This is a genomic window from Streptomyces sp. NPDC002130 (assembly GCF_040296465.1).
GTDB lineage: Bacteria > Actinomycetota > Actinomycetes > Streptomycetales > Streptomycetaceae > Streptomyces.
The window spans coordinates 1-25,213 of sequence record NZ_JBEOXI010000118.1 but is presented as its reverse complement, the minus strand read 5'-3'; the positions used below and the strand labels follow the sequence as shown (position 1 = coordinate 25,213).

At 71.6% G+C, this 25,213-nt stretch carries 21 protein-coding genes and 1 tRNA gene; 12 read left to right on the top strand and 10 right to left on the bottom strand.

Annotated features, from left to right (window positions below):
- Positions 1–281 precede the first annotated feature (281 nt).
- From ABT116_RS22545 to ABT116_RS22515, 7 genes are all read left to right on the top strand, one after another.
- Positions 282–1,724 (top strand): GlnX family signal transduction membrane protein, encoded by a 1,443-nt coding sequence (locus ABT116_RS22545; RefSeq protein ID WP_351636776.1) that lies wholly within the window; start codon positions 282–284, stop codon positions 1,722–1,724.
- Between the two features lie 29 nt (positions 1,725–1,753).
- Positions 1,754–2,773 carry a glutamate ABC transporter substrate-binding protein gene (locus ABT116_RS22540; protein WP_502983913.1) on the top strand — a complete coding sequence of 340 codons (1,020 nt, stop codon included), beginning with the start codon at positions 1,754–1,756 and terminating at the stop codon, positions 2,771–2,773.
- A 68-nt stretch (positions 2,774–2,841) separates the two neighbouring features.
- Entirely contained in the window at positions 2,842–4,179 is a 1,338-nt protein-coding gene (locus tag ABT116_RS22535) for a coiled-coil domain-containing protein (protein WP_351636772.1), read from the top strand.
- Between the two features lie 17 nt (positions 4,180–4,196).
- A complete protein-coding gene (locus ABT116_RS22530) occupies positions 4,197–6,761 on the top strand; it encodes a serine/threonine-protein kinase (protein ID WP_502983914.1) in 2,565 nt (854 codons plus the stop codon).
- 3 nt (positions 6,762–6,764) lie between these two features.
- On the top strand, positions 6,765–8,180 hold the full coding sequence (locus ABT116_RS22525; RefSeq protein WP_351636768.1) for a PP2C family protein-serine/threonine phosphatase: 1,416 nt from the start codon (positions 6,765–6,767) through the stop codon (positions 8,178–8,180).
- A 99-nt stretch (positions 8,181–8,279) separates the two neighbouring features.
- Positions 8,280–9,626 (top strand): vWA domain-containing protein, encoded by a 1,347-nt coding sequence (locus ABT116_RS22520; protein ID WP_351636766.1) that lies wholly within the window; start codon positions 8,280–8,282, stop codon positions 9,624–9,626.
- A gap of 32 nt (positions 9,627–9,658) precedes the next feature.
- Complete coding sequence (locus ABT116_RS22515) at positions 9,659–11,062, top strand: FHA domain-containing protein (RefSeq protein ID WP_351636764.1); 1,404 nt, start codon at positions 9,659–9,661, stop codon at positions 11,060–11,062.
- Positions 11,063–11,081: 19 nt separating this feature from the next.
- Here the strand turns inward: ABT116_RS22515 and ABT116_RS22510 are convergent, their stop codons facing one another.
- Complete coding sequence (locus ABT116_RS22510) at positions 11,082–12,065, bottom strand: methyltransferase domain-containing protein (RefSeq protein ID WP_351636762.1); 984 nt, start codon at positions 12,063–12,065, stop codon at positions 11,082–11,084.
- Between the two features lie 79 nt (positions 12,066–12,144).
- Between ABT116_RS22510 and ABT116_RS22505 the strand changes: the two genes are divergently transcribed.
- Positions 12,145–12,558 carry a globin gene (locus tag ABT116_RS22505; RefSeq protein ID WP_351636760.1) on the top strand — a complete coding sequence of 138 codons (414 nt, stop codon included), beginning with the start codon at positions 12,145–12,147 and terminating at the stop codon, positions 12,556–12,558.
- 30 nt (positions 12,559–12,588) lie between these two features.
- On the opposite strand, the gene ABT116_RS22500 is transcribed toward ABT116_RS22505, so the two are convergent.
- From ABT116_RS22500 to ettA, 3 genes are read right to left on the bottom strand one after another with little or no spacing between them, the layout of a single operon-like run.
- Positions 12,589–13,257, bottom strand: coding sequence for a DUF8185 domain-containing protein (locus tag ABT116_RS22500; protein ID WP_351636757.1), 669 nt, complete (start codon positions 13,255–13,257; stop codon positions 12,589–12,591).
- Positions 13,254–13,667, bottom strand: a complete 414-nt coding sequence (locus ABT116_RS22495) for an acyl-CoA thioesterase (protein WP_031105280.1) — start codon at positions 13,665–13,667, stop codon at positions 13,254–13,256. Before ABT116_RS22495 ends, ABT116_RS22500 begins: the two co-directional genes overlap by 4 nt.
- A gap of 6 nt (positions 13,668–13,673) precedes the next feature.
- Positions 13,674–15,338, bottom strand: a complete 1,665-nt coding sequence (gene ettA / locus ABT116_RS22490; RefSeq protein WP_351636755.1) for an energy-dependent translational throttle protein EttA — start codon at positions 15,336–15,338, stop codon at positions 13,674–13,676.
- Positions 15,339–15,563: 225 nt separating this feature from the next.
- Here ettA and ABT116_RS22485 point away from each other — a divergent pair, with 225 nt between their 5' ends.
- Entirely contained in the window at positions 15,564–15,965 is a 402-nt protein-coding gene (locus ABT116_RS22485) for a DUF4234 domain-containing protein (RefSeq protein WP_351636753.1), read from the top strand.
- 85 nt (positions 15,966–16,050) lie between these two features.
- Here ABT116_RS22485 and ABT116_RS22480 read toward each other — a convergent pair whose 3' ends face one another.
- The 4 genes from ABT116_RS22480 to ABT116_RS22465 all read right to left on the bottom strand — a co-directional run bounded on the left by ABT116_RS22480 (position 16,051) and on the right by ABT116_RS22465 (position 22,025).
- Entirely contained in the window at positions 16,051–17,460 is a 1,410-nt protein-coding gene (locus ABT116_RS22480) for a Cys-Gln thioester bond-forming surface protein (RefSeq protein WP_351636751.1), read from the bottom strand.
- A 274-nt stretch (positions 17,461–17,734) separates the two neighbouring features.
- Positions 17,735–18,214 carry a single-stranded DNA-binding protein gene (locus tag ABT116_RS22475; protein ID WP_351636749.1) on the bottom strand — a complete coding sequence of 160 codons (480 nt, stop codon included), beginning with the start codon at positions 18,212–18,214 and terminating at the stop codon, positions 17,735–17,737.
- Between the two features lie 379 nt (positions 18,215–18,593).
- A complete protein-coding gene (locus ABT116_RS22470) occupies positions 18,594–20,414 on the bottom strand; it encodes a GTP-binding protein (protein WP_351636747.1) in 1,821 nt (606 codons plus the stop codon).
- Positions 20,415–20,417: 3 nt separating this feature from the next.
- Positions 20,418–22,025 (bottom strand): dynamin family protein, encoded by a 1,608-nt coding sequence (locus tag ABT116_RS22465; protein WP_351636745.1) that lies wholly within the window; start codon positions 22,023–22,025, stop codon positions 20,418–20,420.
- A 321-nt stretch (positions 22,026–22,346) separates the two neighbouring features.
- On the opposite strand from ABT116_RS22465, the gene ABT116_RS22460 reads away from it, so the two are divergent.
- The 3 genes from ABT116_RS22460 to ABT116_RS22450 all read left to right on the top strand — a co-directional run bounded on the left by ABT116_RS22460 (position 22,347) and on the right by ABT116_RS22450 (position 24,195).
- Positions 22,347–22,419, top strand: a tRNA-Arg gene (locus ABT116_RS22460).
- 189 nt (positions 22,420–22,608) lie between these two features.
- On the top strand, positions 22,609–22,962 hold the full coding sequence (locus ABT116_RS22455) for a hypothetical protein (RefSeq protein WP_190898909.1): 354 nt from the start codon (positions 22,609–22,611) through the stop codon (positions 22,960–22,962).
- Positions 22,963–23,235: 273 nt separating this feature from the next.
- Positions 23,236–24,195 (top strand): D-2-hydroxyacid dehydrogenase family protein, encoded by a 960-nt coding sequence (locus ABT116_RS22450; RefSeq protein WP_351636742.1) that lies wholly within the window; start codon positions 23,236–23,238, stop codon positions 24,193–24,195.
- A gap of 153 nt (positions 24,196–24,348) precedes the next feature.
- On the opposite strand, the gene ABT116_RS22445 is transcribed toward ABT116_RS22450, so the two are convergent.
- A complete protein-coding gene (locus ABT116_RS22445) occupies positions 24,349–24,624 on the bottom strand; it encodes a hypothetical protein (RefSeq protein WP_351636740.1) in 276 nt (91 codons plus the stop codon).
- A gap of 132 nt (positions 24,625–24,756) precedes the next feature.
- The gene (locus tag ABT116_RS22440; RefSeq protein ID WP_351636738.1) at positions 24,757–25,020 is read right to left on the bottom strand and encodes a hypothetical protein; all 264 of its coding nucleotides are present in this window, start codon (positions 25,018–25,020) and stop codon (positions 24,757–24,759) included.
- Positions 25,021–25,213 lie beyond the last annotated feature (193 nt).

The window sequence follows — 25,213 nt, the reverse complement described above, 5'->3', positions numbered from 1 at the left end:
TCGGTGTGCAGTCGAAGTACACGCAACCCCATCGCGCCGTTCCGAGGACGGACACCCCCCGGCGCGGCCCCGACCCACCACCCGGCGCCAGGCGCAGGACGCGCACCCCCACCACGCCGCACGGGAACCGAACCAACCCCCCGTACGTGTTCCTGGACAAGGCGTGGTGCCTGGGGGTGGTGCGCCACGCTGCGATCCGATCAAGATCAGGGCAAGGCCGGTGCGGATGTCGGTCCCGGCAGCGATACTTGCGGCGACGGATGACCATGGGGGAGGTCACAGTGACGCACACGCCGAAGAGCAGCCCGCCACCACCGGGCCCGGTCCTGCCCGTCCTGCCGGCGGTCCCGGCACAGGCAGCGCCCCCCGCCCGACCCCCCGGAAACGCTCCCGCGCCCCCGCCGGGCCCCCGCCGCACCGCGTTCGCCGAGGGCCTCGACCAGCTCCGCACCGCAGCCACCACCGAGCCCGGCCGCCTGCGCATCATCGGCGCCCTGCTGGCCCTCCTCGTCATCGCCTTCGGTGCCGTCACCGCCTGGCAGATGACCGACCGCGCGACCGCCGCCGACGACGTCCTCACCCGCAGTCAGCCCCTCAGCTCGGACGCCGCCGACATCTACCGCTCCCTCGCGGACGCCAACACCGCGGCATCCAGCGGCTTCCTCGCCGGCGGCCAGGAGTCGGCGGCCACCCGAGACCGCTACGAGCGGGACATCCGCACGGCCGCGGAGAAGCTCGTCAACGCCGCCGCGAACGCCGACCCGGACTCCCCGTCCACGGCGACGATCGCCAAGCTCAACCGACTCCTCCCGGAGTACAAGGGCCTGGTGGAGCGCGCCCGTACGTACAACCGGCAGGGCTTCCCCGTCGGCGGCGCCTACCTCCGCTACGCCAACGAGAAGATGCAGGAGCAGATGCTCCCGGCGGCGGAGGACCTCTACAAGAAGGAGAACCAGCGCCTCAACGCGGACTACGCGGCCGCCACGCCCTACCCCTGGGCGGCCATCGCCCTCGGCGTCGCCGCCCTGGCCGCCCTCGCCTGGGCCCAGCGCCGCAACTACGAGCGGACGAACAGGGTCCTGAACCACGGCCTGGTGGCCGCCACCGCCACCGCGACGGTCGTCCTGCTCTGGCTGGTCGTCGGCCACACCGTCGCCCGCGCGGGCCTGAACGACTCCTTCGACCACGGCGTCCGCTCCCTGAACGTGCTGCACGACGCGCGCATCGCCTCCCTCAAGGCCAGGGGCAACGAGAACCTGACCCTGGTGGCCCGCGGCGCGGAGACGAAGAAGGTCGGCGAAGAGACCCACGACGCCTACGACTACGACTTCGGCACGGACATCGAGGACCTGGCCGGGTATCTGGCGGCAGCGGAGAAGCTCGCCGACGACGACTCGGGCGAGCGCCCCGTCACGGCCGCCGTGGGCAACATGCAGGAGTGGAAGAAGCGCCACGCAGCGGCCCGGGCACAGGACGAGAACGGCAACTACCAGGAGGCGCTGGACCGGGTCATCGGCACCAAGGACGCGACCGGCGAGTGCTTCGACAGCGTCGACGAGAACCTGCGCACGGCACTCGCGCACGAGGAGACGGAGTTCAAGCGCGCGGCGGGGGACGGCCGTGACGCGCTGACGGGCATGCCGGCGGGTGTGGCCGTACTGGCGGTGCTGGGCGCCGCGGGCGCGGTGCTGGGCATCGGCCGCAGGCTCTCGGAGTACCGATGAACGGGCCAGGGGCGAAGGGAGGAACGACCGTGCGAGACACGCTCAGGGGCTGGGGCGGAGTGACCGCGATGGCAGTCGTCTGCGCCCTGGTGGCGCTGGTGGCCCTCTGCCTGCCGCTCACCACGACCACGACGTCGGCCCAGAACGCCACCGCGACCACCCACACCGCCGAGACCAAGGCGGAGGAAGACTGCGAGGCCCCGGAGAAGCAGACCCTCTCCCCCTCCTCCGCCGACGGCGACACCATCCGGGAGATCAAGGACCGCAAGGGCGGGAAGCGCAAGCTGATCGTCGGAGTCGACCAGAACAGCTACCGCTGGGGTTACCGCAACCCCAACAGCGGCAGGACCGCGGAGCTCGAGGGCTTCGACATCGACCTGGTCCACCGCATCGCCGAGGACATCCTCGGCGACCCGGACGCCGTCCAGTTCAAGGCGATCCCCACCAACCAGCGCATCCCGGCGATCCGGGACGGCAGCGTGGACATGGTCGTCCGCACGATGACGATCAACTGCGACCGCATCGCCGACGTGGCCTTCTCCGCGCCCTACTTCAAGACGGGCCAGCAGGTCCTCGCACCGAAGTCCTCGCCCGTCAAGGGCTACGACGACACGCTCGCCGGCCGCAAGGTCTGCACCGCGGCCGGCTCCACGGCCCACTCCACGCTGGAGGCGGACCAGAAGGCCGGCAAACTGCCCGCCGACACCGACATGTCCACCACGGTCCCGAACCAACTCGACTGTCTGGTACGGCTCCAGCTCGGCGAGGTCGACGCCGTGGTCACCGACGGTGCTCTCGCGGCGAGCCAGGCGGCGCAGGATCCGACGGTCGAGCTCAAGGGCGACGCCTTCACTGCCGAGTACTACGGCGTGGCGATGAAGAAGGACGCGGACGATCTGGTACGCCGGGTCAACCAGATCCTGGTCGACTACCGCAAGGACACCGCGAACGGCTGGCAGGCGTCGTACGACCGATGGCTGTCGGCAACTCTGGGCAAGGATGCGAAGAAGTCGGAACCACCGGCACCGCAGTACCTCCGCACGAGCTGATGACCGGCACACAGCCGGACCACGACCAAGAACGCCCCGACGGGCACGACCGCAGCGAGAGGTGATCGATGGGCGCCACGGGACCCACCGGGCCGGTGATGGACCGGGACGAGGTGGACCGTGCGCTGGCGCGGCTCGGCGCGGAGCACGAGGCGATCGAGACCTCGCTCCTCGCCCTGCAGGACCACGCGGGCCGCAGACTTCTGGAGGGCGCCGAGCTCACCGGCGTCACCCAGGAGCGCTGGACGTCCACGGAGGCGTCGATCACGTTGCTGTGGACGTACTTCGACGCGTACACCGGCGCGCTGCGCTCCGCCCGCGACATCCGCTCCCGCCGCCGCTGGTCCAGCCGCGAGGACCTGGTGGAGCTGACGGAGCTGCTGAACGGCGACTCGGTCACCGTCGCGGGCAGCGCATCGGCGACGGCCAACGCCCCCACCCTGCATGGCAGTCCGACGAAGCTCAGCGAGCGCTACTCGCTCAGCACCCTCGTCGACCGCATGAACGAGCTGTACGCCACGAGCCTGGACATGGTGGTCGCCGCGGACGTGGTCTGGTCGGCGCTGCCGGCCCGGATAGACCTGCTCGCGGCCGAACTCCAGCGCACCCGCCGGCTCGCGCACTCGGTCGGCGTGCGCCCCGGCGAGCACCCGGCCGGTGACGACCTGGAGCGCATCACGCGGGTACTGACCAAGCTGCGCGAGCAGGTGGTCTCGGACCCGCTGGCGTTCTGGCTGGCCGCGGAGGGCAGTTCGGCGCCGGGCGGCGGCAGGCCGGACACGACGGTGTACGACCGGGAGGCGCGCGCCCTGGAGGACGTACGGCGTGAGATCGACGCCGTACTGACGGTCCGCCAGGACGCCGAGAAGCGGATCGTGCGGCTGCGGGACCTCCTCAGCCGCGCGGACCGCACGCTCGCCGAGGCGCGCACGGCACGCGGCGAGGTCCTCGCGAAGATCGCGGCGACTGAGGTGCCGGTGGTCAGCGGGCCGCCGACGGTGCTGCAGGAGCAGCTGGCGGCGGCGGCCGAGTACCGCAGGCAGGCGCAGTGGCACCGGCTGTCCCCGCTGCTGGAGTCGCTGGAGCAGAAGGCCGAGGACGAACTGCTGCGCGCCCGGGAGTCGTTGACCGCGGTCACCGCACCGCTGGCGGTCCGCGCCGAGCTGCGCGGCAGGCTGGACGCGTACAAGGCGAAGGTCGCGCGGCACGGCTTCGCCGAGGACACGCTGCTGGTGGAGCGGTACGAGAAGGCGCGCCGCATGCTGTGGAGCGCCCCCTGCGACCTGCGTGCCGCGGAGCAGGCGGTGCTGCGCTTCCAGCACGCGGCGGCGGAACTGCTCGGCGGGGGCCCGCGGCTGCCGGAGCAGGGCGTGCCGGAGGACGACCGGAGGGGGCCGGGCGCATGAGCGACGAGGGGGAGTCCATGGGTCAGGCACCGCACGAGCCGGCCGGCGCGCCGCCACGGGCCTGTCAGCGGCCCGGCTGCGAGGGCGCGTACGAGGACGTGGGCGGCGGTGAACTGTACTGCGACACCTGTGGTCTGGCCCCGGTCGTCGCGGCTGGGGGTCCCCCCTCCGGGGAAGGCATGGTCGGTTCGCCTCCCACCGGCGTCACGGCCGGGGGCAGGGGCGGCTCCCGCGGGTCCGCTGGCAGCGGCAGTTCCCGTTCCAGCGGCCGCAGTTCGCGGACGTCGTCCCAGTCGTCGAAGTCCCGCCGCTCGGTGTCGGGGCGTCTGTCGCGGTCCCTGTCGGGCACGTCGACGGGCCGCTCGGTGTCGGTGCGCAGCTCCGGCTCGTCCACCGGCTCGGGGTCCCGGGGCCGGCTGGGCGCCGGGCTGGTGCAGGTGCCGCCGATCCCGCGGCCCGACCCGCGCGAGATGGTCCTGGACAACCCCGAGGTGCCCGAGCGGAAGCGGTTCTGCTCGCGCTCCGACTGCGGTGCCCCGGTGGGCCGGGCACGCGGCGACCGGCCGGGCCGTACGGAGGGCTTCTGCACCAAGTGCGGGCACCCGTACTCGTTCGTGCCGAAGCTGAAGGCCCTGGACGTCGTGCACGGCCAGTACGAGGTGGTCGGCTGCCTGGCGCACGGCGGGCTCGGCTGGATCTACCTGGCCGTCGACCGGGCGGTGTCCGACCGTTGGGTGGTCCTGAAGGGCCTGCTCGACACGGGCGACCAGGACGCGATGGCTGCGGCGATCTCCGAGCGGCGCTTCCTCGCGGAGATCGAGCACGCCAACATCGTGCGGATCTACAACTTCGTGGAGCATCTGGACCAGCGCACCGGCTCGCTCGACGGTTACATCGTCATGGAGTACGTCGGCGGCAAGTCCCTGAAGGAGATCGCCAATGCCCGCCGCACCCCGCAGGGCAGGCGCGACCCGCTGCCGGTGGAGCAGGCCTGCGCGTACGGCATCGAGGCGCTGGAGGCGCTCGGGCACCTGCACAGCCGGAACCTGCTGTACTGCGACTTCAAGGTCGACAACGCCATCCAGACCGAGGACCAGCTCAAGCTGATCGACATGGGCGCGGTGCGCAGGATGGACGACGAGGAGTCGGCCATCTACGGCACGGTCGGGTACCAGGCCCCGGAGGTGGCCGAGGCCGGCCCGTCGGTGGCCAGCGACCTGTACACGGTCGCCCGCACCCTCGCGGTCATGACCTTCGACTTCCAGGGCTACACGAACGTCTATGCCGACTCCCTGCCCGACCCGGACCACATCGAGGTGTTCCGGCAGTACGAGTCGTTCTACCGGCTGCTGGTCCGTGCCACGGATCCCGACCCGGCCCGCCGGTTCGCCTCCGCGCAGGAGATGACCGAGCAGCTGACGGGTGTCCTGCGCGAGGTCGTCTCCCTCCAGACGGGCCGCGCCCGCCCCGCCCTGTCCACGCTGTTCGGTCCGGAACTGCGGGTCACGGACACGGAGTTGTTCCCGAGGCTGGACGGCGAGGTGTCCCGCCTGGGGGCCCGGGTGCCGCGGACGCGCGCTGGTGCCGGCGCTCCCGCCGCCTTGCCCGGTCCGCAGCGGCCCGGGCCGGCGCAGAGCCTCGTCAAGCCCGTCGACACCCCCGCCGCCGCGTTCGCCCTGCCCGTCCCGCGTGTCGACCCGACCGACCCCAACGCGGGTTTCCTGGCCGGTCTGATGACCTCGGCGCCGGGCGAGCTGCTCGGTGCCCTGGCGGCCGCCCCGGCCCCGTCGATCGAGACGCGGCTGAGGCAGATCCGGGCCTGGCTGGAGACCGGCGATCCGGCCGCCGCACTGCAGGCGCTGGTGGCGCTGGAGGGCGAACGGCCCGACGACTGGCGGGTGGTCTGGTACCGGGGCCTGGCCGCCCTGGTGACGGGTGACGACGAGGGTGCCGCCCTCGCCTTCGACGCGATCTACGACGCCTTTCCCGGTGAGATCGCGCCCAAGCTGGCGCTGGGCCTGTGCGCGGAGGTGCTGGGCCAGCTCGACAACGCCGCCGAGTACTACCGGCTGGTGTGGTCGACCGACCCGAGCTATGTGAGCGCCGCGTTCGGCCTGGCGCGCGTCCAGCTGGCGACCGGGGACCGGCGTGGCGCCGTACGCACGCTGGAGTCCGTCCCGGAGTCCTCCATCCACTACACGGCGGCGCGGGTCGCGGCCGTCCGGGCGCGGCTGCGGCAGCGCACGCCGACCGCCGCCGACGCGGCGTTCCTGGGGGATCTGACGGCGGCCGCCGCGCAGGTCGAGGCGCTGGAGGCGTACGGTCTGGATCCGGCGCGGCGGGAGCAGTTGTCGGCCGAAGTCCTCGGTTGCGCGCTGGACTGGGTACTCTCCGGGGGCCAGGGTTCCGCCCCTCCCGCCGCCGGGGGACGGACGCTGCTCGGCAGCGGCCTGGACGAGCGGGGCCTGCGTTTCGGTCTGGAACGCTCGTACCGCACGCTGGCCCGGCTGGCGCGGGGCGGCGAGGAGAGGATCGACCTGGTGGAACGTGCCAATCGTTACCGCCCCCGGACGTGGGTGTAGTTGATGTCGCAGATGCCCCGGTTGTCCGCCTGCCCGAGCTGCGAGGAACCCCTCGAGTCGGGTGACCGTTTCTGCGGCGCGTGCGGATACGACCTGTCCGCCGTGCCGGAACGGCCGCAGGACAACCCGACCATCACCATGAACGGCTCGGTGCCCGCCCAGGGTGCTCCGGCCGGTGAGTATCCCGAGCCGCCGTCGGCGCCCCCCGCCGGCACGGCCTGGCCCGCGCCGGGGCCGGACGGCGCGGGCGCCCCGGACGCGGTGCACCTGCCGACGGACCTCCCGGGCACGGACTCGGGCGGTTCCGCCCTGCCGCCTCAGGCACCCCCACCGCCGAGCGCCCCACCGGCCGCGGGCGGAGGCGTACGGTTCGACCGGCCGCAGCGGGCCGACGGGTCTGCCGCCTCACCGGAGATCTACCAGACACAGCCCGACGAGTACCTCCTCCAGGCACCGGACCCACGGGCGTCCGCCGAGCCGGCGGCCCAGGCCGCGGGCACCGGCGGCAAGGTCTGCGTCGCCTGCCGGGCCGGCCGCGTGGACGACGACGGCTACTGCGAGAACTGCGGCCACGCCCAGCCGCGCGAACGGGACCACATGGAGCAGGAGTCCGGCCCGGTGGCCGCGGTCAGCGACCGCGGTCTGCGCCACCACCGCAACGAGGACGCGTTCGCCATCGGCACCACCGCGCTGCCCGACGGCTCCCCCGCCTCCGTCGCGATCGTCTGCGACGGCGTCTCCTCGGCGACCCGCCCCGACGACGCCTCCGCGGCGGCGTCCAAGGCGGCGGGCGAGACGCTGCTGGCGGCCCTGCCGCGCGGCGCGCACCCGCAGCAGGCGATGCACGACGCGATCCTCGCCGCCTCGCGCGCCGTCAACTCGCTCGCCGCGGAGCCCGCCACGGCCCTGGAGCAGGCCCCTCACCAGAACGCCCCCGCCTGCACCATCGTCGGCGCCGTGGTGACGTCGGGCCTGCTGATCGTCGGCTGGGTCGGCGACAGCCGCGCCTACTGGGTCCCGGTCGACCGCAGCGCTCCCCCCGCCCGGCTCACCGAGGACGACTCCTGGGCCGCCCAGATGGTCGCCGCGGGCCTGATGAACGAGGCCGAGGCGTACGCCGACGAGCGCGCCCACGCGATCACCGGCTGGCTCGGCGCGGACGCCTACGAGCTGGAACCGCACACCGCCGCGTTCAAGCCGGACCGGCCCGGCGTGGTCGTGGTCTGCACGGACGGCCTGTGGAACTACGCGGAGGCGGCCGAGGAGATGGCCCGCGTCGTCCCGCTCGACGCGGCGACGCATCCGCTGCACAGCGCCCGGGTGCTCGTCGGTCACGCTCTGGACGGCGGGGGCCACGACAACGTAACAGTGGCGCTCGTGCCGTTCCCGGCCGTGCCCCAGGGGGCAGGATCGGCCTGAGGCCACGTACGGGGACGCCTCGGCGGACCGGAGGGGACCGGTCCGCCTACCGTCATCACCCCGCCGCGGCGGGGGCTTTGGAGGGGGATCGAAGCAGGCATGGCCAATTTCTCGAAGTCGAACGTGCCCCAGTTCTCGGTGGACGTGTACCAGAACGAGTACCTGCCGGAGGGCGCCGGCGAGGTCAACGCCATCGTCACGGTGACGGCGACCGGCGGCGGCACGATCGGCAGCGCGGTCGCGGCGCCCCACCTCTACTCGCCCGGCCAGGGCCCGTCCGCGGCCGTGGCGGTCATGGTCGACTGCTCGGGTTCGATGGACTACCCGCCGACCAAGATGCGCAACGCCCGTGACGCCACGGCCGCCGCGATCGACACCCTGCGCGACGGCGTGCACTTCGCGGTGATCGGCGGGACGCACGTGGCGAAGGAGGTCTACCCGGGCGGCGGACGCGTCGCGGTCGCCGACGCCACCACCCGCGCGCAGGCCAAGCAGGCGCTGCGCTCGCTGAGCGCGGGCGGCGGCACGGCCATCGGCACCTGGCTGAAACTGGCCGACCGCCTGCTGTCCTCCGCGGACGTCGCGATCCGGCACGGCATCCTGCTCACCGACGGCCGCAACGAGCACGAGTCGCCCCAGGACCTGAAGGCCGCGCTCGACGCGTGCGCCGGGCGCTTCACGTGTGACGCGCGTGGCGTGGGCACCGACTGGGAAGTGAAAGAAGTCACAGGGATCGCCTCCGCCCTGCTCGGCACCGCCGACATCGTCGCCGATCCGGCCGCGCTCGCCGCGGACTTCACGCAGATGATGGAGACGGCGATGGGCAAGGAGGTCGCGGACGTCTCCCTGCGGCTGTGGACCCCCGTCGACACGACCGTGAAGTTCGTCAAGCAGGTCGCGCCGACGGTCGAGGACCTGACCGGCCGGCGCACCGAGGCGAGTGCGCGCGCCGGCGACTACCCCCTTGGTTCCTGGGGAGATGAGTCGCGTGACTACCACGTCTGCATCGAGGTCCCGGTCGCGAGCATCGGGCAGGAGATGCTGGCGGGCCGGATCTCACTCGTCATTCCGCAGCCCGACGGCAGCGTCCAGAACCTCGGCGCGCAGGGCCTCGTGCGGGCCGTGTGGACGGACGACATGGTCGCCTCGACGTCGATCAACCCTCAGGTCGCCCACTACACCGGGCAGGCCGAACTGGCACAAGTCATCCAACAAGGGCTGGATCTTCGTAAGTCGGGAGATATGGACGGCGCAACGGCCAAACTGGGCCGGGCCGTTCAGCTCGCGAGTGCCTCCGGGAACGCCGATACTGCGAAACTGCTTGCGAAGGTGGTGGACGTGGTCGATGCCGCGACCGGTACTGTGCGACTGAAGGCGAAGGTCGCGGAGGCTGACGAGATGACGCTCGAAACCCGTTCCACCAAGACCGTTCGCGTCAAGAAGTGACCTAGAAGAGATCGAAGGAGGGACGCGCCGACATGCCGACCTGCCCGAACGGACACCAGTCGGGTTCCGACGACTGGTGCGAGGTCTGCGGTCACCGCATGGCGGGTGCCGTGCCTCCGCCTCCTCCCCCGCCGCCCCCGCCCGGCGGCTACGGCTTCCCGCCTCCGCCCGGCCAGGGTGGCCCGCAGGGCCCGGGCGGCCAGCCCGGTGGACGCCCGCCGCACCTGTCCGCCGTACCGAACGCCGAGCCGGAGCTCTGCCCGCAGTGCCGTACGCCGCGTGAGGGCGGCGCCCCGTTCTGCGAGGAGTGCCGGTGGAACTTCCTGACGAACACGGCGACGTCCTACACCCCCGCGGCCCCGCCGCCCGGCCCGGGCGTGCGTTTCCAGCCACCGGGTCAGCAGGGCGGCCCGCCCCCCGGCCCGTCGTACGGCGGCGGTGACTCCTACGAGTACCAGGGCTCCCGCCCGTCGCAGATCAACCGCCCGGCCGAGCCGATCCCGCCGTTCGGCGGCGACCCGTCCGGCCGCCCCGGCCCGGGTGGCCCCGGCGGCCCAGGCGGCCCTCAGGGCGGTGGCTACGGCTACCCGCAGCCCGGGGCTGCCCCGACCCCGCCCGGCCCTGGCGGCCCCGGTGGCTTCGGCGGCCCTCCCGGCCCCGGTGGTCCCGGCGGCCCGAGTGGTCCCGGCGGCCCCGGTGGCTTCGGCGCCGACCCCTCGCGGCCGGTCCCGCCCCCGCCCGGCCCCGGCGGTCCAGGCGGTCCAGGTGCTCCGCAGGCGTTCCACCAGTCCGGCCCGCCGACCCCGCCCGGATTCCCGCAGGAGACCCAGCGGCCCCCGCAGCAGGGCGGTCCGTCCTTCGGCGGCGGTGACGACGACTGGGTGATCCCCCCGCCGTCGTCCGGCCCCGGCGGACAGGGTGGCCCCGGCGGCCCCGGCCAGGGCGGCTACGGCTACCCGCAGCCCGGCGCGACCCAGGCCCCGCCCGGCCCCGGCGGCTTCCCGCAGCAGCCCCAGGCGCCGCAGGGACCCGCGACGTGGACCGCGACCATCGGCCCGGACCGCGACTACTTCATGGCGATGATGCAGCGCTCCGGCCCCGAGGCCGCGGGCCTGAACCTGCCCGCCTACTCGCCCGAGCAGCAGCGCACGCTCACCGGCAACCAGCTCACGATCGGCCGCCGTCGGCACTCCACCGGTGACACCCCCGACATCGACCTGTCGACGCCGCCGGAGGACCCGGGCGTCTCGCACCAGCACGCGGTGCTGGTCCAGCAGCCGGACGGCAGCTGGGCGGTCGTCGACCAGAACTCGACGAACGGCACGACGGTCAACGGCTCGGAGGAACCGATCCAGCCCTTCGTCCCCGTACCGCTCCAGGACGGCGACCGGGTGCACGTGGGCGCCTGGACGACGATCACGATCCGCCGCGGCTGAGACCGTTCACTGAGACCGTTCACGACGGGAGGGGCCAGGCGTACGGCCCCTCCGGGTCGTCCAGCCAGGCCCATTCCCGGTCCTCGCCGACCGTGATGCCGTAGCGCTCGCGCCGCGGCCTGCCCTCCTGCTCCCACAACGAGTGGGCCTCCTGCGGGTCCAGGCTGCCGCGGGTCAGGGCCAGCAGGAACCGGAACAGGTCGTCCTCCCGCGCCCGGTGCGGCACCCCGCCCAGCTGGACCGGCTCGCCCCCGGGCCGGCCGGCGCCGCGCAGCGGCACGAAGTAGGCGGGCGTGTGCAGGAAACGTCCCTCGGCGTGCCCCGCGCCGGTCACCGTGAGCACGATCAGGCCGGTGGCGAGCGGCATGAGGATCCGGCCGCCGGGGCGGCTCTGGGCCACCCAGGCGCGCGGGACGCCGCTCAGGGCGCAGGTGGCGATGATCCGGTCGAACGGCGCACGCTCGGGCACGCCCCGGGCGCCGTCGCCGGTGACGACGACCGGGTGGTACCCGGCCGCGGCCAGGTGCCGGCGGGCCGACTCGGTGATCTCCGGGTCGAGGTCGACGGTCGTGACCTTGTCGTCGCCCAGCCGGTGGGCCAGCAGCGCCGCGTTGTAGCCGGTGCCGGCGCCGATCTCCAGGACCGTGTGACCGTCCTCGACGCCCAGCGCGGTCAGCATGTCCGCCATCAGGGACGGCTGGCTGCTGGAGGACAGCAGCTCGCCGTCGCGCAGCCGGGTGGCCAGCGGGGTGTCCTCGTAGGCGCCGCGCAGCCACCGCTCCCGCGCCTCGGGGTCGGCGCTCTCCCCCCAGCGGCGTTCGTAGCCGCCGGCGACACCGACGTAGTAGTACGGCACGAAGAGGTGCCGCGGGACCGCCGCGAAGGCCTCCCGCCAGCGCGGGTCGGCGGCCCAGGCCCCGCTCGCCTCGATCCGCCGCACCAGCGCCGCCCGCGCGGCGGCGGCGAGACCGTCGAGCTCCGTGCCGGGTGCGTAGCCGCCCATGTCTCCACAGTAAGGGCAGGGTCCCGGCAGGAGAGGCAGGGTCCTAGGTCTTGAGTCCTATGCCGGAGCGTCTGAGACCATGGAGCGCGTGAATGAGATTCGGCGCGGCACGCTTCAGGAGCAGACCTTCTACGAGCAGGTCGGCGGGGAGGAGACCTTCCGTCGGCTCGTCCACCGTTTCTACGAGGGAGTCGCCGAGGACCCGCTGCTGCGGCCCATGTATCCCGAGGAGGACCTGGGCCCGGCCGAGGAGCGCCTCGTGCTGTTCCTCATCCAGTACTGGGGCGGTCCCACGACGTACAGCGAGAACCGCGGCCACCCGCGGCTGCGGATGCGGCACGCGCCCTTCGCGGTCGACCGGGCGGCGCACGACGCGTGGCTGAAGCACATGCGGGTCGCCGTCGAGGAGCTCGGCCTGTCCGAGGAGCACGAGCACACGCTGTGGAACTACCTGACGTACGCGGCGGCCTCGATGGTCAACACCGCGGGCTGACGCCCGCGGCGTGTGGTCGGGCGGCGCTGCTCAGCGGACGCTGACGTCCAGCGCCCCGAGCCCGGCACGTCGTACGGCGACGGACCCGTACGGCGTGCGCAGCCTCAGCCACGCGCCCGACGAGAACAGCCCGAGCGGCACCCCGGGCCGCAGGAAGCCGAGGGACTGCGCCGCGTGCACGGCCCGGACGGGCAGCCGGGTGTCCCCGACCGTGCGCGACCAGACGTCCCGCCCGATCCGGTCCAGCTCGGCCCGCGTCCGCCCCTCGGGGGGCAACTCCTGCGTACGCGAGCGGAACTCGGCGATCACGGCGGCCACGAGCTCGCGCAGCGCCTCCGGCGCCGGCAGCCCCGGCTCGGCCCGCCAGTCGCCACGGGGCGGCAGCACACCCGCCCACGGCGGCCCGGTCACGGCGCTCGGCACGACGGCCGTGCCGGCCTTCTCGTCCACCGTCTCCAGGAACTCACCGGCGGACACCGTCACGTCCAGCGTGACCTCAAGACCCTTCTCGTACGGCTTCGCCAGCCGCACCGCCCGCACGGCGAGCACCTCGAAGGACGGCGGCCGCCCGAAGACGGCCAGTGCGGTGCCCGCGGCCTGCAGACGCACCGCGGCCCCACGGTCGTAGTGGAGCAGCCGGGAGAGGAAGGCCGCGAGATCCGCCGCCTCCCCCTCGTCGGCGAGGTGGAGCACCGTCATGCGGCGACGGCCTCCTCCTCGGCGTCATCCATGTACTCGCGCAGGAACTCCCGCTCCTCCGCGGTGATCCGGCGCGGGCGCTGCGCCTCGAAGTCGAACGGCACGATCACCGTCGAGGCCCGCACGTAGACCTGGTCGTCGTCCTTCACCTCGTAGGTGAGGGTGAAGGACGCGGCCCTGATCTCGGTGACCCACAGCTCGATGTCCACCGGGTGGTGCCGGTGCACGAGCTGCCGCTTGTAGTCGATCTCATGGCGTGCCACCACGGACCCCTGCTTGAAGTCCTTCTCCGGGCGGAACAGGAAGTCGATACGGGCTTCCTCCAGGTAGCGGAGGAACACCACGTTGTTGACGTGGCCGTACGCGTCCATGTCCGCCCAGCGCAGCGGGCAGCGGTAGATGTGCCGCAAGATCGATCAGCCCCGGGTCAGCTTCTTGTAGGTGGCGCGGTGCGGACGGGCGGCGTCCGGACCGAGCCGCTCGATCTTGTTCTTCTCGTACGACTCGAAGTTGCCCTCGAACCAGAACCACTTGGACTCGCCCTCGTAGGCGAGGATGTGTGTGGCCACTCGGTCCAGGAACCACCGGTCGTGGGAGACGACCACGGCCGCACCCGGGAACTCCAGCAGCGCGTTCTCCAGGCTGGAGAGGGTCTCGACGTCGAGGTCGTTGGTCGGCTCGTCGAGGAGCAGCAGGTTGCCGCCCTGCTTGAGGGTGAGCGCGAGGTTCAGCCGGTTGCGCTCACCACCGGAGAGCACCCCGGCCGGCTTCTGCTGGTCCGGCCCCTTGAACCCGAAGGCGGAGACATAGGCCCGGGACGGCATCTCGACCTGGCCGACATTGATGTAGTCGAGCTCATCGCTGACGACGGCCCACAGCGACTTCTTCGGGTCGATGTTCTCGCGGCTCTGGTCGACGTAGGAGATCTTGACGGTGTCGCCGACCTTGATGGCGCCGGAGTCCGGCTCCTCGATGCCCTGGATCATCTTGAACAGGGTGGTCTTGCCGGCACCGTTCGGGCCGATGATCCCGACGATGCCGTTGCGCGGCAGCGTGAAGCTGAGGTCGTCGATGAGCAGCTTCTCGCCGAAGCCCTTGCTGAGGTTGCTGACCTCGACGACGACGTTGCCCAGGCGCGGGCCCGGCGGGATCTGGATCTCCTCGAAGTCCAGCTTCCGCATCTTGTCGGCCTCGGCGGCCATCTCCTCGTAGCGGGCCAGACGCGCCTTGGACTTGGCCTGCCGCCCCTTGGCGTTGGACCGCACCCACTCGAGCTCTTCCTTGAGCCGCTTCTGCCGCTTGGCGTCCTTCTGGCCCTCGACCTTGAGGCGGGCGGCCTTGGTCTCCAGGTACTTGGAGTAGTTGCCCTCGTAGGGGTAGAGGCGACCGCGGTCGACCTCGCAGATCCACTGGGCGACGTTGTCGAGGAAGTACCGGTCGTGGGTGACCGCGACGACGGTGCCCGGGTACTTGGCGAGGTGCTGCTCCAGCCAGTTCACCGACTCGGCGTCGAGGTGGTTGGTGGGCTCGTCGAGCAGCAGCAGGTCGGGCTGCTCGAGCAGCAGCTTGCACAGCGCGACGCGGCGGCGCTCACCACCGGACAGGTTGGTGACGGGCCAGTCGCCGGGCGGGCAGCCCAGGGCGTCCATGGCCTGCTCCAGCTGGGCGTCGAGGTCCCACGCGTTGGCGTGGTCGAGGTCCTCCTGAAGCTTGCCCATCTCGTTCATGAGCTCGTCGGTGTAGTCGGTCGCCATCTGCTCGGCGATCTCGTTGAACCGGTCGAGCTTGCCCTTGATCCCGGCGACACCCTCCTGGACGTTCTCCAGGACGGTCTTGTCCTCGGTCAGCGGGGGCTCCTGGAGCAGGATGCCGACCGTGTAACCGGGAGTGAGGAAGGCGTCACCGTTGGACGGCTGCTCGATGCCGGCCATGATCTTCAGGATCGTCGACTTGCCGGCGCCGTTCGGGCCGACGACGCCGATCTTCGCTCCCGGGAGGAAGCTCGTCGTCACGTCGTCGAGGATCACCTTGTCGCCGTGCGCTTTGCGCGCCTTGCGCATGGTGTAAATGAACTCAGCCAAGAGAAACCGTCCGGCAGCTTGAAACTGGCAGTGGGCAGATACACCCCATCTTGCCGTACCGCCAGCCCTGGGTGGAAACGCGTCTGGGGCGAGGGCTGTGACCTGCGGTTTCACTGGGGGCGGCAGGGGTCTGCCCGTCGCTGCCCGTCGCCAGGAGCCGCCGCGCACCTCACCACGCGCGCCTCGCACCTGATCGTGATGCACTGGACATATGGGAGGTGCGCCATGTCAGGTCGCGCTGGTAAGACCCGCAACATCTTTCTCGTCTGGCTGATCTGGCCGCTGATCACACTCGGGATCTACCACCTGGTCTGGTACTACAAAATAAATCGCGAGGCCCGCGACTTCGATCAGCGGATCGAGGTCAATCCGGCCGTGTCGGTCGTGGCTCTCGCTCTCGGCTGGCTGTTGATCGTTCCGCCCTTCATCTCGGTCTACAACACCGGTGTGCGCATAGCCCGTATGCAGCGGTCCGCGGGGATGGAGCAGGAGTGCAACCCCTGGATCGGCCTCATCCTCTTCATCGTGGCCGGTCTGTATCCGCTCTACTACCAGCACGAGTTGAACCAGATCTGGGCCCACTACCAGATCCCGGCGGAGGGCGAGCAGGTACCTCTCGCTGCCTGACATGGACAGTGCGCCCCGGCCCTGGCGCGGCGGCGATCGCCAGGGACCGGCGGTCAGGGGCCGCCCGGGGTGGCGTCCGCCCGTGTCACTCCCCCGCCGTCGACTCCCTGCGTCGCAGCACGATCAGCGTCGCCCCGCCGATCAGGACGAAGCCGATGGCCGTGCCCGCGATCAGGGGCGTGATGGCCGAGCCGCCCGTCTCGGCGAGGTTGGTGTCCGTGGCCGCGCCGCCCACCGTCGCCGGGATCGGCTCGCTCAGGGTCTGGGTGGTCGTGCCGGTGTCGCTGCCACGTGTCTGGCAGTCCAGCATGCCGGTGAAGCGCTTCGCGAAACCGCCGGGGCCGTGGATCGTGAAGTCGTAGGCCTGGTCCTCCTGGAGCGGCATCGTCACCGTGCGGGATTCGCCCGCGGCGATGGTGTGCTGCAGCCCGGCCAGTTCGAAGGTGAACGGCTCGTCGCCCTTGTTGGACGCGATGATGTCGACGCCGCCCTCGGCGCAGTTCTTCGCCGCCGACAGCGCCGGGACCGGGCCCTGCTTCGCCCACGTCGCCTCGGCCGTCGCGGACACCGTCGACTCGCTGGAACCGGCCAGGATCTGCGTCTGGCTGCGGCTCTCGGAGGCGAAGGCCCGGCCGACCGGCACGGTGGTCGAGGCCTGCACATTCAGCTCCGACGTGCCCGCCGCCGCGTCCTCGGGCACGTCGAAGTAGACCTGCCCGCCGTCGGACGTGGAGGTGACGGCCTTGCCCTGCTTGTCGACGACCCGCACCCCGCTCGTGGCGGCGTCAGCGGGCGGGGTGACCGTCGCGCTGCCGGCATTGGTGCGCACCGTCACCGGTCCGAGCAGCTCCCCCGGCCGGCCGGAGACCGCGGGCGGCTCGAGGGTGAGCGAGGCGCGGGGCTCGGGCAGGTTGCGGGCGCTCTTCTCCAGGTGGTCCGCGAGCTGCTCGGCCTGCGGGTCGAGGGCGTCGACTGCCACGTCGTCCGAGTAGCGCCAGATTGCGACCTGCGTGCCGGCCGCCGCGTCCTGCTCGGTCAGCGCGCCCCGCACGCCCGCCTTGCGCGCCAGCGTCGCGAGGTCGTTCACCTGCGGGTAGGAGTTCTGCAGGATCCAACGGATCTTGCCGGCGTCCTTGTTGGCCCCCAGGGAGGTGCCGCTCCAAGGCGTCTCGTGGTACTTGGCGTCCCGCTGCGTGGGGTTGTGGAGATCGACGCAGTACGTCTGCAGCATGCCGCCGCCGTCGACGGACATCTCGAACAGGCCCGCCGAGATCTCCTGGTCACCGGTGCCGGCGTGTATCACGGCCGCGCCGAACGTCTTGAGGCCGCCTATCGTCGCGGCCGCCCCGCCCTGACTCTGCGTCGTATCGTCGGCGGCCGCCCGGCCGGCACCGGCCAGCCCGCCCGCGGCGACAAGTCCGGACACCACCGTAGCGGTGGCGAGGCGGGCCGCGCCTCGCCTGCGTACGAACAGTTCAGAGAACGAAGCAAACACCAAATTCCCCTTCGAGCAGGACCCGTTGACGTGGGGGGACGGTCCCACCTGCAGAATCAGAAGCCTCACCGGACACAAAGGTCCCGAGAGCCATGTCCGGCATCCTAGGGACGCGGGAGACCTTGCCCGCCGGTCAGACGGTCGGACGAGTGATCCGACTCGGAATCGTTATCGCCGACACCGCCGGCGAGCAGGGCTTATCGACAAATCACCCCTGGTCGTTCGGTGCGCACTCGCCGATAAGCCGCAGTTCAGGCAGGTTTGCTGCTTGACGTCACGTCAAAACAGCTGCGACCAAGCCTGATTGCTCGCGAGCGGCCGCCGCATTCTCCGAACTTTCCGGTGGTGTCTCCCAGTTGGGCTCGGGCTGTGTCTGCGAGAGGGCGGTGGCCTCCGTCTTGCTCGCGCGCCTGAAAGCCGCGGTGCCCCACGCCAGGTCGTGCCCGATCGCCACCGCGTCGATGTCCGCCGACGTCCAGCTCTGCCCCTCGCGTACGTCGGTCCGCACCTTCAGCCTGCCCTGCACGATCACGGGCTCACCGACCGTCAACGACGCCGCCGTGTTCGTGGCCAGCTGGCGGTTGGCCCACACCGTGAAGAAGTTGGTGTGCCCGTCGGTCCACGTGTTCTTCTCGCGGTCCCAGTAGCGCGCGGTCACCGCGAGCCGGAACCTCGCCGACGGGCCGGACGCCATCTCCCGGTACACCGGTTGCGTCGCCACCCTGCCCACCGCGCAGACCATCGTCTCGTTCATCACGAACCCTCCCTCGCCCGGACTACGGCAACACACCGGGCCGACACGCGTACGGGCCCGTCCCGTACGGCTGCGTCTGCCAGACTGCCGCCGTCGGGCCGGGCCCGCTGAGCGCTGTGGACCACCGCCGGCCTGTGGACAACGCCGCCACCCGCAGGGGTGACTGCGGGTGGGCGCCTCAGGAGCGACGGCAACGCCTGCGGCCCGTCACAGCCGCCACTCGCGAAGCCACCACTCCACCCAGCGCGTCACCGGTCCATCCGGCCCCTCACCGGTCCGTCCGGCCCCCACCCGTCCATCCGGCCCCTCACCGGTCCGTCCGACGCCTCACTACTCCACCTGCCTCACCGCCCCCACCCAGCGCCTCACCGCCGTAGCGTCACCGCCCCGCTCCCACCACCCTCCCGTACTGCTCCCTGACCTCCCGGTAGCGCAGCAGCTCCGCCGCCACAGGGTCCAATACCCGGGCCCTGCCGCATCCGGACGCCGCCTCCCGCAACCGGCGTTCCGCCTCCAGGCCGTAGCGCCGGGCCGGGCCGCGGGCCGCCATCCGGCAGCTCCACTCGATGAGCGGGCCGCCGACGATGCCGATCACCATCAGCAGCACCGGCACCCCCAGGTTGGGCGACACGACCCCGATGATCTGGCCCAGCAGCCACAGTCCGCCCAGGAACTGCAGGATCGTCATGGACGCCTGGACCAGTACGGCCACCGGCCACCACCCGGGCCGCGGCGGCCGCCCCGTCGGCACACCCGCACGCACGGTCAGCTCGTCCAGCGCCTCCGGCAACCCCTGTGAGCCGCGCACGGCCGCCTCGCGCACCGCCTGCGCCCAGGGCGCGGGAAGCCCGGCCGAGGCCCGGTCGGCCACCGTCCGCACCGCCTGCTCGACCCGCTGACGGGCGGTCGCCTCCTCGTCGGCCTGCGTGCGCCCGGGCAGCCGGCCCGTGGTGGGCTCGCCGCGGTCCTGGTACCAGCGCCACAGCCGCAGCCAGGGCGTGCCGCAGGCCCGGTTGGCGTTGCGCAGCCACGCCCGCTCGGCCGCCTCGCCCGCCGCCGTGGCGCCCACCGCGTCCGCGAGCCGGTCGGAGAACTCCTCCCGGGCCTGTTCGCTGAGTCCGGTCCGCCGCTGGGTGGCGTAGACGGGCCACAGCCGGGCCGCGGCGATGTCCACATCGGCCGAGATACGACGGTTCGCCGCCCCGCGCTCCGAGACGAACTGGCCGAGAGCCTCGCGCAGTTCCCCCACGCCGTCCCCGGTGAGCGCGGACAGCGCGAGCACGGTCGTACCCGGTTCGCCGTACTCCCCGAGGGCGATGCCATCCTCGTCGAGGAGCCGCCGCAGATCGTCGAGGACCTGCTCGGCGGCCTCCCCGGGCAGCCGGTCGATCTGGTTGAGGACGACGAACATGACCTCGGCGTGGGCCGCCATCGGCCGCAGATAGCGCTCGTGGAGGACGGCGTCGGCGTACTTCTCCGGGTCGACGACCCAGATGACCGCGTCGACGAGCGCCAGGATGCGGTCCACGTGCTGACGGTGCTGTACGGCCGCCGAGTCGTGGTCGGGCAGGTCGATCAGGACGAGTCCGCGCAGCGGCGACTCGCCGTCCCCGGACGGCAGCGGGCGGCGGCGCAGCCGGGGCGGGATGCCGAGCCGTTCGATGAGGCCGGCACCCCCGTCGCTCCAACTGCACGCGATGGGCGCCGCGGTGGTGGGACGGCGTACACCCGTCTCCGAGATGGTCACCCCCGCGAGCGCGTTGAACAGCTGCGACTTGCCGCTTCCGGTGGCGCCCGCGATGGCGACGACGGTGTGCTGCCCGGAGAGCCTGCGCCGCGCGGACGCCTCGTCGAGCACCCGGCCGGCCTGCGACAGCGTCCGGCTGTCGAGCCGGGTGCGGGAGAGTCCCACCAGTTCGCGCAGCGCCTCGAGCCGGGAGCGCAACGAAGCCTCGTACACCAGTGGTGTCACCGTCGGCGGGACGGCGGAGCGGCTGTCCGTCATGGGGAACCGGTCTCCTTCGGCTGTCTCGTTGACCCGGCGAGCGATGAGCCCGTCGTCCCAGGTCTCGGTGGAGTCGGTGCGAGCCGCGCGCTCCCCGGCCGGGGCACTCCGGTCGGCGGTGCCTGCCGTCTTGCGGGCGTCGTCGTCCGGCTGATCGGCGTGCTCGGTGGGGTCCTGGTCAGTGACGGCGGTCACCGGTCACCTCTCCTTCTGCAGTACGGACAGCGCGGCGATGAGTTCGGCCTGTGGCTCGGGGTGGACCTCCAGCGCGTCGAGCGGGGCGAGCCGGCGCTCGCGTTCGGCGTGCAGGACGCGGTCCACGTGCTCGGTGAGCAGCCGCCCCGCCCGGTCGCGCAGCCGCAGCGCGCCATGGGCGCCGATCCGCTCGGCGAGGCCCTCCCCGGCCATCCGGCCCCGGCGGCCGCCCAGCAGGGAGGTGGCGACCAGGGCGGCGACCACTTCGGGGTCGGGCGCGAGGGTGCGGTCGAGTTCGCGCACCTCGTCCTCGGCGTGCTCCTCCAGCTCCCGCCGCCATCGCCGTACGGCCAGCCCGATGCGTTGCTCGGCGCTGTCCGCCCCCGAGTCGCGTGCGGCGAGTTCCGGGGCGGCGGACGCCGGTTCGCGCCGCCAGGCGTCGTCGACGCGCTCGTCGGCGGCGGTGACGGCGCACAGCAGCAGCGCGCTGAGGCTCTCCACGAGCGCGTCGAGCAGTTCGGCGGCGGTGCAGTCCAGGGGGAAGGCGCGCCACCGCTTGAGCGCGTCCCCGGCGAGGACCGCGCCGCTCTGCAACCGGCTCCGCACGCGCGTGTGCTCGCTGTCGTACGCCATCTCGACGGCGGAGGTGAGCCGCAGAGCGGCGGCGTACTGCGCGGCGGCGGCACCGGCCAGTGCGGGCATGCGGGACTTGAGGGAGTCGAGGACGCCGTACGCCGTGCGGGCGAGGACGTGCTGCCGGGCCACGGGGTCCTGGGCCTGGTGGATCAGCCAGGTGCGCAACTGGGCGACGGCGGAGGCCGGCAGGAGCCCGCCGCCCCAGGCGGACTCGGGCAGTTCGGGCACGGTGAAGCGCGGCACCTCGCCGAGCCCGGCCTTGGTGAGCAGGGCCCCGTACTGCCGTGACACCTCGTTCACCACCTGGTGGGGCACACGGTCGAGCACGGTCACGAGGGTGACGTCGTACTCCTTGGCGGTGCGCAGCATGTGCCAGGGGACGGCGTCGGCGTAGCGGGCGGCGGTGGTGACCATGACCCAGATGTCGGCGGCGCAGATGAGTTCGGCGGCCAGGACCCGGTTGTCGGAGACCAGGGAGTCGATGTCGGGGGCGTCGAGGAGGGCGAGGCCGGGCGGGAGAGTCTCGGCGGTCTCGACGCGCAGCACGCGCGCGGGGTTCTCGCCGGGGAGCAGCAGGTCCTCGGTGTTTTCCTGCTGGGGCACCCACACGCGCGTGAGATCGGGCAGCACCCTCATCCCGCTGAACCAGTGGTGGTCCTCCGGATGGCTGACCAGGACGGGGGTGCGTGTCGTCGGCCGCAGCACGCCCGCCTCACTGACCCGCCGTCCCACGAGGGAGTTCACGAGCGTCGATTTCCCGGCTCCGGTCGACCCGCCCACGACGGCCAGAAGCGGCGCTTCGGGGTCCCGCAAGCGGGGCACCAAGTAGTCGTCGAGCTGCGCGAGGAGTTCGTCGCGGTTGGCACGCGCGCGTGGGGCCCCCGCCAGGGGCAGCGGGAAGCGTGCGGCGGCGACACGGTCGCGCAGGGCGGAGAGTGCGTCGAGCAGCTGAGGCCGTACGTCCAAGGTCACCACATGTGAAGAATGCCCAATTTTAGGGGAATTCTGAAGCATATGAGCATGTCTGCGCGCCGATAGAACACAAGGGACGGAAGGGACGACTGGGACACGGGCACACTCCAGGCATAACGAGTGCACAACACCCGATGCCTCTGACGCCAAAAGCGGTGCACGATTCGTACCTGCCTGCGATTATCAGGACCGCTTCACCGAACCTCCACATCGAGCCACGGAGGCGAAGCAACAGGGACATGGACGCGGGAGCCCTATCCTTGTCCCCGGCAACGTCACGGTTCGGCCCACACCCGGGCACCAGGACAGAGGCCACCACACCCGGCCCCCGTAGCTCAGTGGATAGAGCAGGCGCCTTCTAAGCGCTTGGCCGCAGGTTCGAGTCCTGCCGGGGGCGCAAGTCTCCGCCCTCCCGTTTGGGAGGGCTTTTTGCTGGTCAGGGTGCATGCGAGCCGGTGCGACAAAGCCCCGGACGTTCTCTCGATGATCAAGAGCTGGGCTTTGCGGGTCGCCGTGTCGGATACCTGTCGAGGTGAGAGCCCATCCACCTCCTGCAAGGGGACGGTGGGCTGGCAGCATCTGCGCCATGGACCAAGCTTTGAAGACCTTGGAGCACGAGTTCCGTTCCGAGCCCGGGAGCTTCCTGCTGGGACTGCGAGGCGATTTGGTCTGGGATCGAGACGCCTTCTCCCGGCTGGAGAAAGCCATGCGCACTGTCTGTGAACGCTGGCAGGAAGCCGAGGAGCTTCCCCGCTGGCTGGCCGAGGGCTACTACCACGTGGCCACGGACGTCCCCTCGTGGACGGCGCACCCCAACTTCCCTCGCCCGGAACCGGCGGACTACTACACCGCATGCATCGAACGGCTGACGGATCTGGCGGACTGGTTCTTCCGAGGGTGGCACGCCTACATGGAGCCGCACACCTGGTCGGATCTTTAGGAAGCGAGACCGCCTCTGACCGCTTCGTGCCGCTCGACGAGTCCCGAGGTGAATCGCGTCGTGAGTTCCCTGGTGAACAGGGCCAGTCGCGGCACTAGACCAGACCGGGACATCTTGCACCGGGGCCCACCCCCACCGCTTGGGGACGAAGACGAAGGGGTCGGCGCGAGGCGGTGTCGAGGTTCTGCCACTTTCCGCAGCCACAGAGCACGCGCGATCATGGCGGCCGAAACCGAACCCGACCCGAACCCTGCACCGTGAAAGGGGCAAGCCGTGGGGCTGCGATGCGCTGTTCTGGACGACTTTCAGAAGGTGGCGACCGAGGTCGCCGACTGGACGGGGATCGCGGACGACGTGGACGTCGTGACCTTCGATCGGCACATCGAAGGCGAGGACGACCTCGTCGCCGCCCTGGCCGGTTTCGACATCGTCGTGACCCTGCGCGAACGCGTGCCGTTCCCCGGGTCGCTGATCGCCCGGCTGCCCCGGCTGAAACTGATCGTCGCCTCCGGCATGCGCAACTCCGTCATCGACTACGCAGCCGCCGAGGCCCACGGCGTCACGGTGTGCGGCACGGCCAGTTCCTCCACCCCGCCGGTCGAACTGACCTGGGCGCTGCTGCTCGGCCTCGCACGCGGGCTCGTCGAGGAGAGCAACGCCCTGCGCTCCGGCGGCCCCTGGCAGAGCACCGTCGGTGCCGATCTGCACGGCCGGCGTCTCGGGCTGCTCGGCTTGGGGAAAATAGGCAGCCGAGTCGCCCAGGTCGGGCTCGCCTTCGGCATGCGGGTCGGGGCCTGGAGTCAGAACCTCACCCGGGAACGTGCCGACGAGGTCGGCGTGGAACTCGCCCCCTCCAAGGAGGCGCTGCTGACGGACAGCGACTTCGTGTCGGTCCACCTCGCCCTCGGCGACCGCACCCGCGGCCTGCTCGGCCGGTCCGAACTCGCCCTCCTCAAGCCGTCCGCCTACCTGATCAACACCTCACGCGCGGCGATCGTCGACCAGGACGCTCTGCTCGACGCCCTGCACGCGGGCCGTATCGCCGGTGCCGGCGTGGACGTCTTCGACATCGAGCCCCTTCCCGCGGACCACCCGATGCGCACGGCACCCCGCCTCCTCGCGACGCCGCACCTCGGCTACGTCTCCCAGGCCAACTACGCGACGTACTACGGTCAGGCGGTCGAGAACATCCGCGCGTTCCTCGCGGGCGCGCCCGTACGACGGCTGCCTTAAACACGCCCGTCGGGCGCAGCACGCGAGCGGTGGCGACCCTCTGCATACGCGAATGGCCGGGACCCGGTACCGGGTCCCGGCCATCGCTGACCGACGGGTGGGCTTACGAGACGGGCGCCGACGTGAACAAGGGCGCCACGGCTGTCTCGGACGTCAGGAGTCCTTGCCACCGATGACGACATTGCTGCTGCAGCCCTCGCTTGAACAGCTCTGCGCCTGGCTCGTAACGACGTGGACGTTTCCGTTTCTGTCGCGGTATACGGCCTCGTGCACGCAGCGGACATTCCCCTTGCCGTCATCGACGCACTTGCCAGAGCCACTGGACCCGCCCGAGCCGTCAAGGGCGAAGGCCTGGCCGGCCCCGGCTCCGAGGAGAGCCACGCTCCACAGAACCCCCGCTACGACTGCGATCCTCTTTGCATTCGGCATGTCCATACTCCTTTACGGCGATTCCCCGAGTGGACGACGGGGACCTTCGAAAACTTGCATCGGCAAAAGCCGGGGGCGGGCCCCGGGGCCCGAAACATCGTTCGAGTCTCGAGGCCCGCCCGGGTCACCTGTTCAGTGACCGCCGCCGAGAGCAAAGGCGTTGGTGCAGGACACCGACTTGCTCTGGTCAACAGGCTGGTTCGCCAGGATGTCCAGGACCTGGACATTGATGCGGCCGATGTTGAGGACGCCCGACTGGCTCTCGTTGCCGCACGTGTTGGACTGCTTGGTGTCCACCTCGAGCGACCCGTCGCCGGCCTGGCTGACGCCGGCGCCGAGGAAGGTGACGGTGCCGAGCGCGGCCATGACGACCGCGGCCTTCTGGAACTTGCGCATTACCTCTCCGTTTCTTACGTCGCACACGGTCCGTGATGGACCGCCTACCGACAGTGTTAAACCTAGGAGACGTTCGCGGCTTTTGACAGGCGAAACGCCGAGTCGCGCCATTTTCTTGAAATGCCCGTGAGGGACCCACGGCGACGCCGACGACCGGCGGGCCCGCACAACAGCGAGCGGGCCCCGCGTCCGG

Coding starts and splice junctions, on each gene's coding strand:
- ABT116_RS22535 (WP_351636772.1), top strand. CDS start 2,842: ATGGGCGCCACGGGACCCACCGGGCCGGTGATGGACCGGGACGAGGTG.
- ABT116_RS22530 (WP_502983914.1), top strand. CDS start 4,197: ATGGGTCAGGCACCGCACGAGCCGGCCGGCGCGCCGCCACGGGCCTGT.
- ABT116_RS22525 (WP_351636768.1), top strand. CDS start 6,765: ATGTCGCAGATGCCCCGGTTGTCCGCCTGCCCGAGCTGCGAGGAACCC.
- ABT116_RS22520 (WP_351636766.1), top strand. CDS start 8,280: ATGGCCAATTTCTCGAAGTCGAACGTGCCCCAGTTCTCGGTGGACGTG.
- ABT116_RS22515 (WP_351636764.1), top strand. CDS start 9,659: ATGCCGACCTGCCCGAACGGACACCAGTCGGGTTCCGACGACTGGTGC.
- ABT116_RS22510 (WP_351636762.1), bottom strand. CDS start 12,065: ATGGGCGGCTACGCACCCGGCACGGAGCTCGACGGTCTCGCCGCCGCC.
- ABT116_RS22505 (WP_351636760.1), top strand. CDS start 12,145: ATGGAGCGCGTGAATGAGATTCGGCGCGGCACGCTTCAGGAGCAGACC.
- ABT116_RS22500 (WP_351636757.1), bottom strand. CDS start 13,257: ATGACGGTGCTCCACCTCGCCGACGAGGGGGAGGCGGCGGATCTCGCG.
- ABT116_RS22485 (WP_351636753.1), top strand. CDS start 15,564: ATGTCAGGTCGCGCTGGTAAGACCCGCAACATCTTTCTCGTCTGGCTG.
- ABT116_RS22475 (WP_351636749.1), bottom strand. CDS start 18,214: ATGAACGAGACGATGGTCTGCGCGGTGGGCAGGGTGGCGACGCAACCG.
- ABT116_RS22455 (WP_190898909.1), top strand. CDS start 22,609: ATGGACCAAGCTTTGAAGACCTTGGAGCACGAGTTCCGTTCCGAGCCC.
- ABT116_RS22445 (WP_351636740.1), bottom strand. CDS start 24,624: ATGCCGAATGCAAAGAGGATCGCAGTCGTAGCGGGGGTTCTGTGGAGC.
- ABT116_RS22440 (WP_351636738.1), bottom strand. CDS start 25,020: ATGCGCAAGTTCCAGAAGGCCGCGGTCGTCATGGCCGCGCTCGGCACC.